Annotated in this window: 12 protein-coding genes and 3 pseudogenes; 8 read left to right on the top strand and 7 right to left on the bottom strand. The window is 40.9% G+C overall.

Going from position 1 to position 13,107, the window contains the following annotated elements:
* The first annotated feature begins 106 nt into the window (after positions 1 to 106).
* Positions 107 to 919 (top strand): serine/threonine protein phosphatase, encoded by an 813-nt coding sequence (locus KA717_13590; protein ID UXE63545.1) that lies wholly within the window; start codon positions 107 to 109, stop codon positions 917 to 919.
* Between the two features lie 27 nt (positions 920 to 946).
* Here the strand turns inward: KA717_13590 and KA717_13585 are convergent, their stop codons facing one another.
* Positions 947 to 1,537 (bottom strand): chromophore lyase CpcT/CpeT, encoded by a 591-nt coding sequence (locus KA717_13585; protein UXE63544.1) that lies wholly within the window; start codon positions 1,535 to 1,537, stop codon positions 947 to 949.
* Positions 1,538 to 1,606: 69 nt separating this feature from the next.
* Positions 1,607 to 1,756: pseudogene (locus KA717_13580) on the bottom strand (7-cyano-7-deazaguanine synthase).
* A gap of 72 nt (positions 1,757 to 1,828) precedes the next feature.
* On the opposite strand from KA717_13580, the pseudogene KA717_13575 reads away from it, so the two are divergent.
* Positions 1,829 to 3,110 (top strand): annotated as a pseudogene (locus KA717_13575) (ISKra4 family transposase).
* A gap of 38 nt (positions 3,111 to 3,148) precedes the next feature.
* Here KA717_13575 and queC read toward each other — a convergent pair.
* Positions 3,149 to 3,700, bottom strand: a pseudogene (queC, locus tag KA717_13570) (7-cyano-7-deazaguanine synthase QueC).
* Positions 3,701 to 3,837: 137 nt separating this feature from the next.
* Between queC and KA717_13565 the strand changes: the two are divergent.
* The gene (locus KA717_13565; protein UXE63543.1) at positions 3,838 to 4,557 is read left to right on the top strand and encodes a DUF475 domain-containing protein; all 720 of its coding nucleotides are present in this window, start codon (positions 3,838 to 3,840) and stop codon (positions 4,555 to 4,557) included.
* Positions 4,558 to 4,815: 258 nt separating this feature from the next.
* Here KA717_13565 and KA717_13560 read toward each other — a convergent pair whose 3' ends face one another.
* Together KA717_13560 and KA717_13555 are read right to left on the bottom strand one after the other, a co-directional pair.
* On the bottom strand, positions 4,816 to 7,662 hold the full coding sequence (locus tag KA717_13560) for a CHAT domain-containing protein (GenBank protein UXE63542.1): 2,847 nt from the start codon (positions 7,660 to 7,662) through the stop codon (positions 4,816 to 4,818).
* Between the two features lie 199 nt (positions 7,663 to 7,861).
* The gene (locus KA717_13555) at positions 7,862 to 7,936 is read right to left on the bottom strand and encodes a hypothetical protein (GenBank protein UXE64653.1); all 75 of its coding nucleotides are present in this window, start codon (positions 7,934 to 7,936) and stop codon (positions 7,862 to 7,864) included.
* A 311-nt stretch (positions 7,937 to 8,247) separates the two neighbouring features.
* Between KA717_13555 and KA717_13550 the strand changes: the two genes are divergently transcribed.
* A complete protein-coding gene (locus KA717_13550) occupies positions 8,248 to 8,859 on the top strand; it encodes a Uma2 family endonuclease (protein ID UXE63541.1) in 612 nt (203 codons plus the stop codon).
* Positions 8,860 to 8,942: 83 nt separating this feature from the next.
* Here KA717_13550 and KA717_13545 read toward each other — a convergent pair whose 3' ends face one another.
* Together KA717_13545 and KA717_13540 are read right to left on the bottom strand one after the other, a co-directional pair.
* Complete coding sequence (locus KA717_13545) at positions 8,943 to 9,224, bottom strand: hypothetical protein (protein UXE63540.1); 282 nt, start codon at positions 9,222 to 9,224, stop codon at positions 8,943 to 8,945.
* 177 nt (positions 9,225 to 9,401) lie between these two features.
* Positions 9,402 to 10,004, bottom strand: a complete 603-nt coding sequence (locus KA717_13540) for a Uma2 family endonuclease (GenBank protein UXE63539.1) — start codon at positions 10,002 to 10,004, stop codon at positions 9,402 to 9,404.
* Positions 10,005 to 10,551: 547 nt separating this feature from the next.
* On the opposite strand from KA717_13540, the gene KA717_13535 reads away from it, so the two are divergent.
* The 4 genes from KA717_13535 to KA717_13520 all read left to right on the top strand — a co-directional run bounded on the left by KA717_13535 (position 10,552) and on the right by KA717_13520 (position 13,104).
* On the top strand, positions 10,552 to 10,734 hold the full coding sequence (locus KA717_13535) for a hypothetical protein (GenBank protein UXE63538.1): 183 nt from the start codon (positions 10,552 to 10,554) through the stop codon (positions 10,732 to 10,734).
* Positions 10,734 to 11,150 (top strand): PIN domain-containing protein, encoded by a 417-nt coding sequence (locus tag KA717_13530; protein UXE63537.1) that lies wholly within the window; start codon positions 10,734 to 10,736, stop codon positions 11,148 to 11,150. Before KA717_13535 ends, KA717_13530 begins: the two co-directional genes overlap by 1 nt.
* Positions 11,151 to 11,323: 173 nt before the next feature.
* The gene (locus KA717_13525; protein ID UXE63536.1) at positions 11,324 to 11,464 is read left to right on the top strand and encodes a hypothetical protein; all 141 of its coding nucleotides are present in this window, start codon (positions 11,324 to 11,326) and stop codon (positions 11,462 to 11,464) included.
* A 110-nt stretch (positions 11,465 to 11,574) separates the two neighbouring features.
* The gene (locus KA717_13520; protein ID UXE63535.1) at positions 11,575 to 13,104 is read left to right on the top strand and encodes an AAA-like domain-containing protein; all 1,530 of its coding nucleotides are present in this window, start codon (positions 11,575 to 11,577) and stop codon (positions 13,102 to 13,104) included.
* Positions 13,105 to 13,107: the final 3 nt, after the last annotated feature.

Below are 13,107 nucleotides of genomic sequence, written 5' to 3'. Positions count from 1 at the left end.
TAGCAAGGGTTTCAGGTTTTAGTTCGCGTAATATGGGGTAAAATTCAACGGGATTAACAAGTTCTTTAATATAATATCTTCGCTATTTTCGTGATCGAGGTATCCATTGACTTTTTCTCCTTCTTTTTCTCTCAACCAGCCGGTTCCACTCCTTTCGCCACGCCGCATTATCATCGGCGATGTTCACGGCCACTACGATACGCTTTTACGACTCTGTGAGGCTTTCTCTCCTGGGCAAGGGGATGCTGTGTATTTTATTGGGGATTTAATTGATCGGGGTCCCAATAGTGCCGAGGTGGTTGATTTCGTAATCAAGAATAAATATCATTGTCTGCTGGGCAACCATGAGCAAATGTTACTGGATGCGATCGGAGGAGGAGAAGGGGAGATCTCACCCCAACTATTGCAATCCTGGTTATATAGTGGCGGCCATCCAACCCTTGTTAGCTATCAACATCAAATTCCCCAGGAACACGTTGATTGGATGAAACAGTTACCCCTTTATTTGGACTTAGGCGATATTTGGTTAGTTCATGCTGGTCTCGATCCTCGATTACCCTTAGATCAGCAAAGTGCCGAACAGTTTTGTTGGATTCGCGATCGCTTCCATTGTCATCCTGTGCCCTATTTTGTTGATAAATTAATTATTACGGGTCACACTATTACCTTTACCTTTCCAGGGGTAGAGCCAGGCCAATTGGCCTGTGGTGCTGGTTGGCTAGACATTGATACAGGGGCCTACCATCCCCAGAGTGGTTGGTTAACCGCTTTAGATATCACCAACCGTTGGGTCTATCAAGTTCATGCTAGTACCAATTGTGTCCGTACTCTACCATTAGATGAAGCGGTTACTTTTATGGAACCAAGCAATTTACTGAGCAAACGAGGAAAAAGTAAACGGAAAGGTTGGTTTGGGTAAACCCATAAAAGTGAGGTTGAAAAAAGCTTAAAACTGAACTTCATCAGCAAAATTTTGCCAGCGCACAAAATGAAAAGCTCCGGCCACCGATCCCCAGACTAACTCATCGGTGACGGGATCATAACCCCGATCTAAACTCATTAATTTTTCACTATCGACTTCAAAACTATTGTCAAGATAGGTTTGCTTGCCATCTCGTACTACCAGACAGTTTTTCCCTGGTTTAACAATGCCTTTAAAACTTTTTCCTGTCCAACTAACCGTCATATCACAACCCTCCATTTTCTCTAAATTAGCCAGTGTGAGGGTTTTTAATTTGTCTAAATTGCGAGCGGCTCCATAAAAATTTTCTTCTGGTTTAACTTTATAATTTTCCAGTTCAATTTGATCATTGACAATATTTAGTTTTAAAACTCGTAAACGGTAAGGTTGATTAAGGAGAAAATCATAGGCCTGTTCTAGAAATAACATCGGTTCGGGAAACTGGGACAGGGGCAGGGGACGGATGGCAACCCGAATATGAGCGTAAAAAGGCGGATTTTCAAAGGCTTGGGCTTGGTTGCTAAAGTCGGCAGACATCCAACGAGCGAGGGTATGAATATCGGTTGAGTGAGTCATTTTTTGATCGAGATTTTGCTAAAACACTTGCAGATTACCAAAAATACCATAGCATCAATGGGATTGCCCCTAAAGCATCTTCAGTTCGTTGCGACTGACCGCACTGGCTAATTCAGGATAACCAGCATCGATCAGGGCGCGATCGCGGAGACGACAGGAATCACAATGGCCACAGGGTTCCTGACCACCTTGGTAACAAGACCAGGTTTGAGCAATGGGGTGTGACCTTTAGTTGATGAAGGAAAAGAAAAGTGTTAACATGGGATGAAAAGTGACAAAGAGGAAACAATGATGACAGCAAAACTAATTAATGTAGAGGGTTCAAAGATAAAAATAGAACTAACATTAGAACTCAGTCGTTCAATGTTGGATACAGAAATAAATATTCAAAAAGGCTTAAACGAAGTAGGTTGCATCGCCAGCAAAGAAGCCTTGAAATATTTAGATACAGATGGTTCACCCTTAAAAATCGGTGAAGAAATCTGGAAGAGTAAGGGAGAGCAACCGAAAGAATATCAAACACCTTATGGTGAGGTTATAGTGAATCGTCATGTATATCAGCGTTCACCTTTGAGGAAAAACGTATTGCCCCTTAGAAAGAGAAGCAAGGATAATCATAACATCAACGCCATTATTGGCAAAACAGGTATCCTCAAAAATGTCAGGGATGGCAGGCAAAGAGGTGAAAAATGATTTATTAGAAAATCATGGTAGAAAAGTAGCGCTATCCTATATCCAAAGATTGAGTGAAGCAGTAGGAAGTGTGGTACAGGCAAAAGAAGAAGCGTGGAGTTATGCCCCGCCCAAGGAGGATAGCCAAATTGCAACAGTGGGAATAGGATTAGATGGAACCTGTATGCTGATGTGTGAGGATGGCTACCGTGAAGCAATGGTGGGAACCGTTTCCCTATACGATAGTGAAGGCGAACGTCAACATACAATCTATCTAGGTGCGGCACCAGAGTATGGAAAAAAGAGTTTTCTAGAAAGATTAGAAAGAGAAATTGAGCGAGCGAAAAACCGTTATCCAGAGGCAACATTGGTCGGGATAGCAGACGGGGCAGAATCAAATTGGAAGTTTTTAGAAAAGCAAACGGAAGAACAGATATTAGATTTCTATCATGCCTCTGGTTACTTAGGTGCCTTGGCAGAAGCGTTGCATCCGAATACCGTGTCAAAACAAAAAGAATGGTTGACTGAAAATTGTCGAGAACTCAAGCATGAAAAAGGAAAAGCAGGAGAACTGCTAAATCTGATGAAAGAAGTCAAAGAAGAAAAAAGTCATTCTAAGAATCTTACCGAGAAACTACAAGCGGCGATTACTTATTACGAGAATCATCAGCATCAAATGGATTATGCTGAATACATAGAGAAAAAGTATCCGATTGGTTCAGGTGTTACGGAAGCAGCTTGTAAGACGTTGGTCAAACAACGATTATGTTGTTCAGGGATGCGATGGAAGGAAAAAGGAGCAGGAATTATTTTGAGCCTACGAGCTTTGGTATTGACCAAGGAACGATGGAGTCAATTTTGGGCAAAACTTGATCAATATGGGTTCCCTGTAGAACCCTGATTACAACAGCTTTTATCAACTAAAGGTCGCACCCGAGCAATGGGAACCCCTAGAGCAATAGCCCGTTGTACAATATCGAGTTTACTATCTTCAACCAGGGGAGCGATCAACTGAATGGCTTTACCTTCTACTCCCACTTTCGAGGAGAGGCTGGCCAAGGTTTGATAGGCTGCTAAATATTCGGGACGACAGTCAGGATAACCGGAATAGTCAACAGCATTAATGCCGAGAAAAATGGCCTCTGCTCCCTTAGCTTCGGCTAGGGATAAACCCAGGGCGATAAAAACTGTGTTTCTACCTGGCACATAGGTGTTGGGAATGATGGTGCTATCTAAGCCACTGGTGGGTAAGGCGATCGCGGGATCGGTAAGAGAGGATCCCCCCCATTGTGCGAGATTAATATCAACAACGAAATGTTCAGTAATACCTAAAACGGCGGCAATTTTCTGGGCGGCGATAATTTCCTGTTCATGGCGTTGGCCGTAGCGAAAAGAGAGCGCGATTAATTCATACCCCTCTGCCAGGGAGATCGCGGCACTAGTGGCAGAATCTAACCCTCCAGAGAGGAGAACAACAGCTTTTTTGGGCATAAAGACACAGCAAATAGAAGGGTAGAGAGAGAAGGATTAAGCAAAAACCGCTCAACTTCCATGATAATGGAGAGGAAAAGCTTTACAGTAAACAACTTTTGTTATTGCGGTGAGGGGTTTCCCCAGCCTCGGAGTTAATGTTAGACCAGATTCTCGATTCATCTTTGGCCCTTAGTCTTAAAACCCCGTTGGTATTGATCATTCTGATTGTCCTAGAAGCGGTGTTGTCGGCGGATAATGCCATTGCTTTAGCGGCGATCGCCCAGGGTTTAAAAAGTAAACAGCAACAGCAATACGCGCTTAATGTCGGGTTAGTGGTTGCCTATGGTTTTCGAGTGTTATTAATTTTGACGGCGACCTGGGTGGTGAAATATTGGCAATTTGAACTTCTAGGTGCTTTATATTTGCTCTGGCTAGTCCTTAACTATTTCTTTTCTGCCCAGGATCAAAATAGTCAGCATCACAGTATCGAGTTTGCCTCTTTTTGGCAAGCCATTCCCATTATTGCCATCACCGATCTCGCTTTTTCTTTAGATAGTGTGACAACAGCGATCGCGGTGGCCGATGACCTTTGGTTAATTTTAGTAGGTGGGGCGATCGGAGTCATTACCCTACGGTTTTTAGCAGAACTCTTTATCCGATGGCTTGATGAATTTACCCACCTCAAAGATGCTGGTTTTGTCACCGTCGGCTTGGTGGGTTTACGGCTATTGTTGAGAGTGATCAATCCAGAGATAGTTCCTCCCGAATGGATGATGATTCTAGCTATTGCCGGATTATTTATTTGGGGTTTTTCCCAACGCAACGATATCAATCCGACAAAAGAAGAAGAAAGTCCCTCAACCCCTTCTTCCTAATCAGGAAACTATTGCGGTGTTGCCTAATAGAGTTATGAATTGAGGAAATTCTCCATGCCATGTACCAGAGAGTAAATCACAACCCATATCCGTATTTTATTGTCGGCTTAGTTTAAGTTGCACATTGCAATCAAAATTTCCCCGCCGCAAGCGGACGGGGTATGGAAGATGTTTTGCTCGCAAACCGACGGTTTCCATTGCAATTTTAGTGTTTTCGCTGCAAGCAGCGGGGAATTAAACCCAAGAGAGATTAAATGCCTACAGCCAATTGCCAACCAGGACAAAAGAAGACCAATAAAAAGGATGCTGATATTGGGGGGAATGCAACAAAGAGAGTTGGGCTTGACGTAAAGCATTAGCCTTGGAAATCTGTGGCTGATTCAGGGCTTGATAAAATTGAGTCATTAGATCAGCCGTTGATTCATCTTGTACCGACCATAAGGTGGCGATCGTACTTCTTGCACCGGATCGTACTGCCACGCCAGCTAACCCTAAAGCTGCCCGTTTATCACCCACTGCTGTCTGACAGGCACTTAAAATTAACAGTTCAATTGGACTTTTAATCACTAGCGGTTGTTCACGCAATAATTGGTCTAAATTTTTAACATTAATTTTTTCATCCCAGGTTAATAGGAAGGTGTCTTCTGCCTGGGAAGAAAATTGGCCGTGAGTTGCTAAATGGACAATAGGAAATTGATTAAACTTCAATGCTTGTTCTAATTGAGAACTGGTAAAGTTACTATTCAATAAAATATTACTGGCAGCAATTTTAGCGATTTCATTTATTTCTCTTGTGACACTAGGAAGAGCAGAAAATCCTTGACTTGGTTCGGTTAAACCACCGATTAAAACGCTTAGTTTTTCTGGGGCAAAACGATTCCCTCCAAATAACTGTAACCCTGGTGTTAGGGCAAGATTATATTTCTCAATCAAATATTGTTTACCGTCATGTAAGGCTGAGACAGGTACATTGCGTAAGACTCCATCCAATACAAATACTAAGGTTTTAATATGATTTTGGGTCAATGCTGTTTCTGCGGGACGAATTAACCAATTGTATAATTTTTGGTTCGGAACAAGGGGATTCGGATTAGTGATAAAAGGATTTAAGTTTGCAAATAAATCATCAAATGTACGTTCTATTTCCTCCTGATTGACGCTAGAATTGAGAGAGGTTGCATAGTAGCGAAGGGGTTGATCAGAAAGGGAGAGAATAATCGCTAGACGTTCGGGTAAAATAATCGAATAAAGGACGGCTGCTTGGGAGTCTATTTGTTCAATTTGTTTTGGTTTATCTTCTAAACAGGCTTCTTGAAAAAAGTTATTGATTTCTGCTAATTGAAGGGCTTCAATCACATTTCTTGCTTTCTTAAGGTTAGCCTGACTAATTTCCTCTCGATTAGGAGACGGCTGTAAAAGTAAATCAACTAATTCTCGATAGACGGGTTCAACCCCATCTCGAAAGGTAAATTGAATATCTGGATTAGTGGCAACTAAGTCTTGACGTAGGGATTGTAAATTTTGAAAAGCTAGGGTATAGGCCGCGATCGCCGCTTCCGTTTGGTTATTCAGTCGATATAAACGCCCCAACTGCCATTGCCACAGATAACTTAGCTCTGGACTATTAAAAGTAGCCAGTTTTTGTAAAGCTTGTTCCGTTAACTGTTGAGATTCTTTGAGATTTCTGGCTTGTTGGGCAAGAGCCGCTAAATAACCTAGAGCATTGGCTTCAGCCTTTTGATCTCCCAAACTTTGAGCCTGGGCAAAAGCGACCTTAACTTGTTTTTGAATCTCAGTTAAAGCAGGAATTTGATCAGCATTTAAAACGCTAAATTTATCGTTTTCACCACTGTAGTTTAGAGAAGGACAGGATTGAAAAATAGGAGATTGAAGAGAGCTATTGGGGCTGGATTTTTCTGATCTTTCTGGACTAAATTGGCTTTGAAGACAGAGCAAATTTTGAGCAAATTTGAGCCGAGCCGCAATGGCAACCCGACTGGTTGGTAAATTGTCAATACTGGTCGGTAGTGTTTTTAGTAAGGTAGCAATAGTATTTTCTTGCTGGCTTTGTAGAGATAGATTAAGTAAATTTAATTGAGCTTGAACAACAATTTTAGGAGAGTTTGCCAATTCAGCTAAATGATAACAATCGGCCGCCTGTTGGTAATATTCAAAGCTTGTATTGTCAGTGCTTAGTGAAAGACAATCAACTGGTTTACTATTGATTGGTTTATTCTTGACTGGTAAAGTGAGCGGGACTTCAGAAGCTAATTTTTTATTTCCTAAAGTCCTAATCGTATTCCCAAAACTCAGGTAAATTGCTCCAAAATCAGAATAATTGTCCAGTTTTGTAGCTAATTCTGCACTTTTTAATAGGACGATTTGAGATTGCCCCGTTTGTCCGATCACCCGTAGAACATTACCCAGACTACGTAACCCTAAAATTTGTAAAGGTAAATCCTGTTCTTTCAAGTGTTGTAATTCTGTTGCGGAGATTTCACAGTTTTGGGCAGGCAGTTTTAACGTTTTTAATAAAGTTTGACAAGCTCTCGGATACAATCCTAAATTTTGTAATGCCTGAGCCTGGTTGATTTCGCTCCTGAAAACACCTGGTTTATCTCCCAGTTCTCCATAGATATTGGTAGCGGATTGCCAAGTTTCAAGCGCATTTTCAGGTTGACCGATCGCAAGTTGTTGTTGACCTTGAATATCTAGGCTGGCCGCTAAAATCGCCTGTCGTTCAGGGTTATTAGGCAGACTTTGCAGCAAGTTTAAACTGGCCGCGATCGCTTTTTGAGCCTCATCCCATTTTCCCAATTGTTGATCAGTTAAGGCAAGATTACTTAAGGCGATGGACTGATTTAATTGATCACCGCGTTCTTTCGTAATGTCGATAATCTGTTGCCAAAAAACCGCCGCATCCTCAAATTGTCCCGCTTGATAGGTCTTTTCTGCCTGCTCTATCTGTTGGGGAATATTAAGAGGAGTTCTAGAAACTGGAGTGGAATAGGAAACAGAGGCCATTAACAGGGAAACGGTGATCGCCAACAAAAACAACAAAATGGCCAAAAACCGCGATCGTTTTTGGGATAGTATTTGAAGCAAATATGAGAATTTACGAATCAGTCTGGATTTTCTCTTAATCATAGGAAGTCAAATTCAGGCAGTGGTGTCGCCTAGCTGGATAGGAAAAGACTCTACCTGTAAATAATTAGTTTAGGAGTTACGCATTGTGGAATTGTCACTAATGTGCATGGCAGTCTTAACCAGTTTCTCAAGATACGCTTTCGCATCATCCCCATCTTTACCCCGCGATCGTGATTGGGAACTCTGGCAAAACTGGATGAACCCACCTTTGATGGCTTCTCTTAGTTTTAATAACCTGAAATCCTGCCTTTGAGAGCGCAGACCTTAACTCTCTAATTTTTTTGGCATAGGCTTATTATAAATTAGCCCGATCAAAACCCTATTATAAAACGAAGTTTGTGAAAAGCGATCGCCGTTCTTATTCTAGTTTTATAAAAAAGCGATCGCTCTTCTACAATCTTTAAAAAATAGTGATAAGATTAACTTATATGGCAATTGTCATTCAAATGAGGTACGAATAAGGGGCTTAAACCCTTTGCCAGCAAGGTTCGTTGATACCTCACCAAAATGAAAAACGCTATAGAATACCTGAGGAGGACAAACATGGTTATTGCTCAAGAGAAACTGATCATTACAACTAAAGCCAAAACCTTCGTCACGTTGAAAGAATATCGGGCGATCGCAGAAACTTCCGAGAAGCGTTATGAGTATTGCAACGGAGAAATGATTGTTATGCCTGGAGGAACCGCAAACCATAGCGCGATCGCGATCAACATTTTGGTTTATTTGGGATTTTTATTGAGAGATACGGATTTTCGTTTGTATAACAGCGATCTACGGGTGTGGATTCCTGAATATCATTGCGGAACCTATACCGATCTCATGGTCGTTAACCATGAACCAGAATTTAACGGCGATCGCACAGACGAAATTCTCAATCCTTTATTCATTGTAGAAGTGCTTTCTCCTTCAACAGAAGCCTATGATCGCGGTGATAAATTTAGAAAATATCGTTCCATACCGAGTTTTTGTGAATATTTGGTCGTTAGTCAAACCGAACCTTACGTTGAGCAATATTTTAGACTTGAACAGGGCGATCGCTGGCAATTACAAACCTACGATCAACTTAATCAAATAATCACTCTAGAAAGTTTAAAAGTCGAACTTCCGTTGCCAGAAATTTATCGTCGCGTTAATTTTGTGGCAGTGTCATAAATTTGTTTTCTAGTTTGATTATTCAACAATCCCTTCAATATTTTGTTTCCATTTAGTACAAATAAAATCCGACGAACCCTTGGCTAATTTTTTACCAACAAAGTCCCCACCACGATCGCTACTGATTGCGGCAAACTACCTCCTGCCAAAATAGGTTTTAATAAAGCCACCGCTTGAGTAGAAGCCTCCGTTGTCTTTTGAGCCATCAATTTTGTTAATTCTGTCGCCACATCCGCATCTTTTACCAAGTCTCCAACATCCGAACAAAGCACCCGATAGGCTTCTGCACTCGCAGGGCCAAAAACATTCTGACCCGCCTTTAACAAATCCTCAAACCCGCCTCTTGGTTCACGCAAATTTTCCACATAATCAATTGAAGTTGCTCCTCTTCATCTAACGCTAATAAATCCTGAGCTACGGTTTCAATGGCTGACATATTACTTCTTGATGAATTTACAAAAATTTTACAGCTTTTAGACAATAATCATCAATCTATCTAAAAACTGTTAAAGCAAAAACTAAGATATAGAGGCGATCGCTGTTTACCAAATTTTTGCCATGACCAACTCAAATTCTGGCAGTTCGGGATTGCCATCCACACGCTGGGGATCATGCAAAATAACGGGTTCCTGATGAGGACGATAGATATGAACTTGACGATTTTGGCGATCGATTAACCAACCCAAAATCGTACCATTAGCCAGATATTCTGCCATTTTCTTTTGCAAACTGGCTACCGTATCACTCTTAGAACGCAACTCAATCACAAAATCAGGACAAATTGGAGCAAAAGAGGCTTTTTGTTTTTCGGTTAATTGGTTCCAGCGTGCCAATTTGATCCAAGCCGCATCGGGGGAACGAGTTGCACCGTTGGGTAAGGTAAAACCCGTACTGGAGTCGAACCCAAGTCCCGTCCCCTCTCGTTCTGTCCAGTTCCAGAGTTGGGCCGCGATATTAAAATTCCGATTACCCGTATCCGAAAAAGCGGGAGGCATAACAATCACTTCTCCACTAGAATTGCGTTCAATGCGTAAATCTCGATTAGCTAAACAAAATTGATAAAATTGTTCCTCTGTCATCGGCACAATCCAAGGAAGATCAATCATCATCGGAGTCGAGGTGTTTTGTACCAGTAATGTTGTCATAGTTTGTCCCTATCTAAGGATTAATTAGTGAACTAAGCCATTATGAATTCATCATTCTTTTAATCTTAACTTGTTTTTAGTTATTGGTATTAATGATGATCAAAACGAGATTTCTCTCCTGGCAATTGTTAAACGGGATGGGAAGGCGACATGATGTGGATCATCCACCAACGTTAACCCGTGCTATGATCTTTAAGAATGATCCAGAGGCGAGTGGGTCACAGAGGAAATTGTGATTACGGTGCGAGCTTAGAAGGAGTGCCAAGTAATGAAAAAAATTCTAGTTTTAGCGGTTAAAGAAGGGCGATCGCTTTCTCATGGATAAGTTTATAGGCGATCGCTTCTAATGAGTAAAAAACAAAGAACAAGAATATTATAAAAATGCTAAAATCGTGGCGATCCCATAAGATTGTGTTCTTAATTTTCTTTCTTCTGATTTTGACCTTCTCTCTTCATTTTTCCACCCTTTCCTATCATGAACTTACAACTTGTCAATGCCATTGTGCAAATATCACAGACGCTTTCACTAGAAGAACAGCAATTGTTAATGACTCAACTCAATCAATCTCTCATCAGCCATGCTGTAACTACGGAACAGAAACAATCTCAATTGCATATCAGCGAAGAACAGGGATGGGAAATATGGCGATCGCTTAAAACCCTAGCTCGTCCAAGTGGCAAGACAGACATTGCCGAGGATCATGATCGTTACTTGTACGCAAAACCTTAATGCAACTTCTTTTTATTGATACCAGCGCATTTTATGCGATTGCTGATAGTAGCGATCAACGACATCAAGCCGCTTCTTTATTCTCTGATTATGCGGTCGGTAAGTATCGGTTTGTCACAACTAACTACATACTTGATGAACTATATACATTACTATTAGCTCACATTGGCTATCATATTGCCGTAACATACCAAAGAGAAATAGACAAACTGATTACCGCAGAAATCTTGCAGGTGATTTGGATTGATGAAGCGATCGCTTATCAAGCATGGCAAATATTTGAAAAGTTCAACCTTGACAAAGAATGGTCTTTCACAGACTGTACATCTTATGTTGTGATGAAACAAAGAGGTGTCACAGAAGCCTTTACCCTTGATCACCATTTCAGTCAAATGGGATTTATTCAATATCCCTAGTATTATTGGTATTTTTCGTTTCTATGATTATAGGTGGCTTACCACGCAAGAAGGGCGATCGCTTTCTCATGGTTAAGTTTATAGGCGATCGCTAACTAATTCTATAGTTCAATATCTAAATGTCCTATAAGCAAATCGCCTTTTGGTGCGATGCGATCGAGTAGCTGTAGGATTTGGTTTATATCCACTATTCAGGTCATGGGGGAACGGTTAAAACCATTTTTCCTGACTTGAAGGGAGAAGGACAGTTTGATGAGGGGTCAGTGCCGATGGATGTGGGCGATCGCGGTTCAGGAAAATATGATTTTCAATAGAAGCGGTGCTAGTATTATCAAATAATCGGTTTTTCCGAGGGGACGGAACTTCAATGAGCGATCGCCGAACTATCTTAATTTTGTCTGCTAATCCCAAGGGGACAGACTCGTTGCGTCTGGGTGAAGAGATAAGGGAAATCAAAGAGGGGCTTAAACGATCAAAATATCGTGATCTTTTTCAAATCGAAACCGCAGAGGCCGTTCGCGTTGGCGATATACAAAGGGCGATGTTGGACTATGAGCCAAATATTGTTCACTTTTCTGGACATGGTGCGGGGGAAGAGGGGTTAGTTTTTGAGGATGAAACGGGACAGGTAAAATTCGTTAGTGCAGAAGGTTTAGCAGGTCTTTTTTCGTTATTTGCTGATAAGTTGGATTGTGTTCTGCTTAATGCTTGTTATTCAGAGACACAGGCCCAGAAAATTTCTCAGCATATTAACCATGTAATCGGCATGAGTCAGGCGATTGGGGATAAGGCAGCGATCGCGTTTGCGGTAGGTTTTTATGATGCCCTGGGAGCGGATAGGGGCGTAGATTTTGCCTACAAGTTGGGTTGTAGTGCGATTAGTATGCAAGGAATTCCTGAACATCTCACTCCTAAATTATTAACTAAAGTGAGTAAATTACCGTCACCACCAACGATAACAACGAACCCCTATGTGGAGCGTCCTCCGATTGAAAAGAATTGTTATCAAAACATTCTTCAGCCAGGAATGCTGATTCGGATCAAAGCTCCTGAAAAAATGGGTAAAAGTTCGTTGCTTAATCAAATTTTGGCTTATGCAAAACAGCAAGATTATCAAACAGTCCGTTTAGACTTTCAATTATTAGACGATGAAATGATTAAGGATTCTTTACAATTTTTGCGTTGGTTCTGTAAGCAAATTAGTCTGGAACTTAAATTCTTAGATCAAGTAGATAAAAATTGGCAAGGTCTAACCCCGAATATTTTATGTACTCGCTACTTTCGAGGTTATGTGCTTCCTCATCTGGGTAGCTCTTTGGTTTTGGCTTTAGACAATCTGGATCGTTTTTTTGAAGAAAAATATCAATTTGTTGCAGCTAGCTTTTTTGGGATGCTTCGAGCTTGGCACGAAAATGCTAAACAGACAACCGATAACGATTGGCAAAAATTGCGATTAATTCTTGTTTATTCCACTGAAGATTTGCCGAATTTGAGTATTCATCACTCTCCTTTTAATGTAGGAAAAGAAGTTAAGTTGTCTGATTTTGACCGCTCTCAAATTGAAATCTTTGCTCAACAGTACGGATTAAATTTACTGTCACCACAAGTCGAAAAATTAACGGAGTTAGTGGGAGGTCATCCTTACTTGTTGAAGGTGGCATTTGAGCATCTTAAAACTGATCCGAATGTTACTCTAGATGAGTTATTATCAAAAGCGGCAACCGATGAGGGAATCTATCATAATCATTTGCAAAAATATTTATTAAAATTAGACAATGCTCCAGAATTAGCCGCTATTTTTAAAGTAGTTGTTACTTCTGATAGCTCAATTAAAATTAATAGCCCAAAACAAAAGCATAAGCTACAAAGTATGGGTTTAATTGTCTATGACAATAATAAAGTTAAGCCCCGTTGTCAATTATATCGTCTTTATTTTCGTGACCAATTAGGATAACTG

The sequence above is a fragment of the Woronichinia naegeliana WA131 genome, from assembly GCA_025370055.1.
Classification (GTDB): Bacteria; Cyanobacteriota; Cyanobacteriia; order Cyanobacteriales; family Microcystaceae; genus Woronichinia; species Woronichinia naegeliana.
Note: the sequence above shows the minus strand (reverse complement) of the source record. Positions and strands in the feature narration are given on the sequence as shown.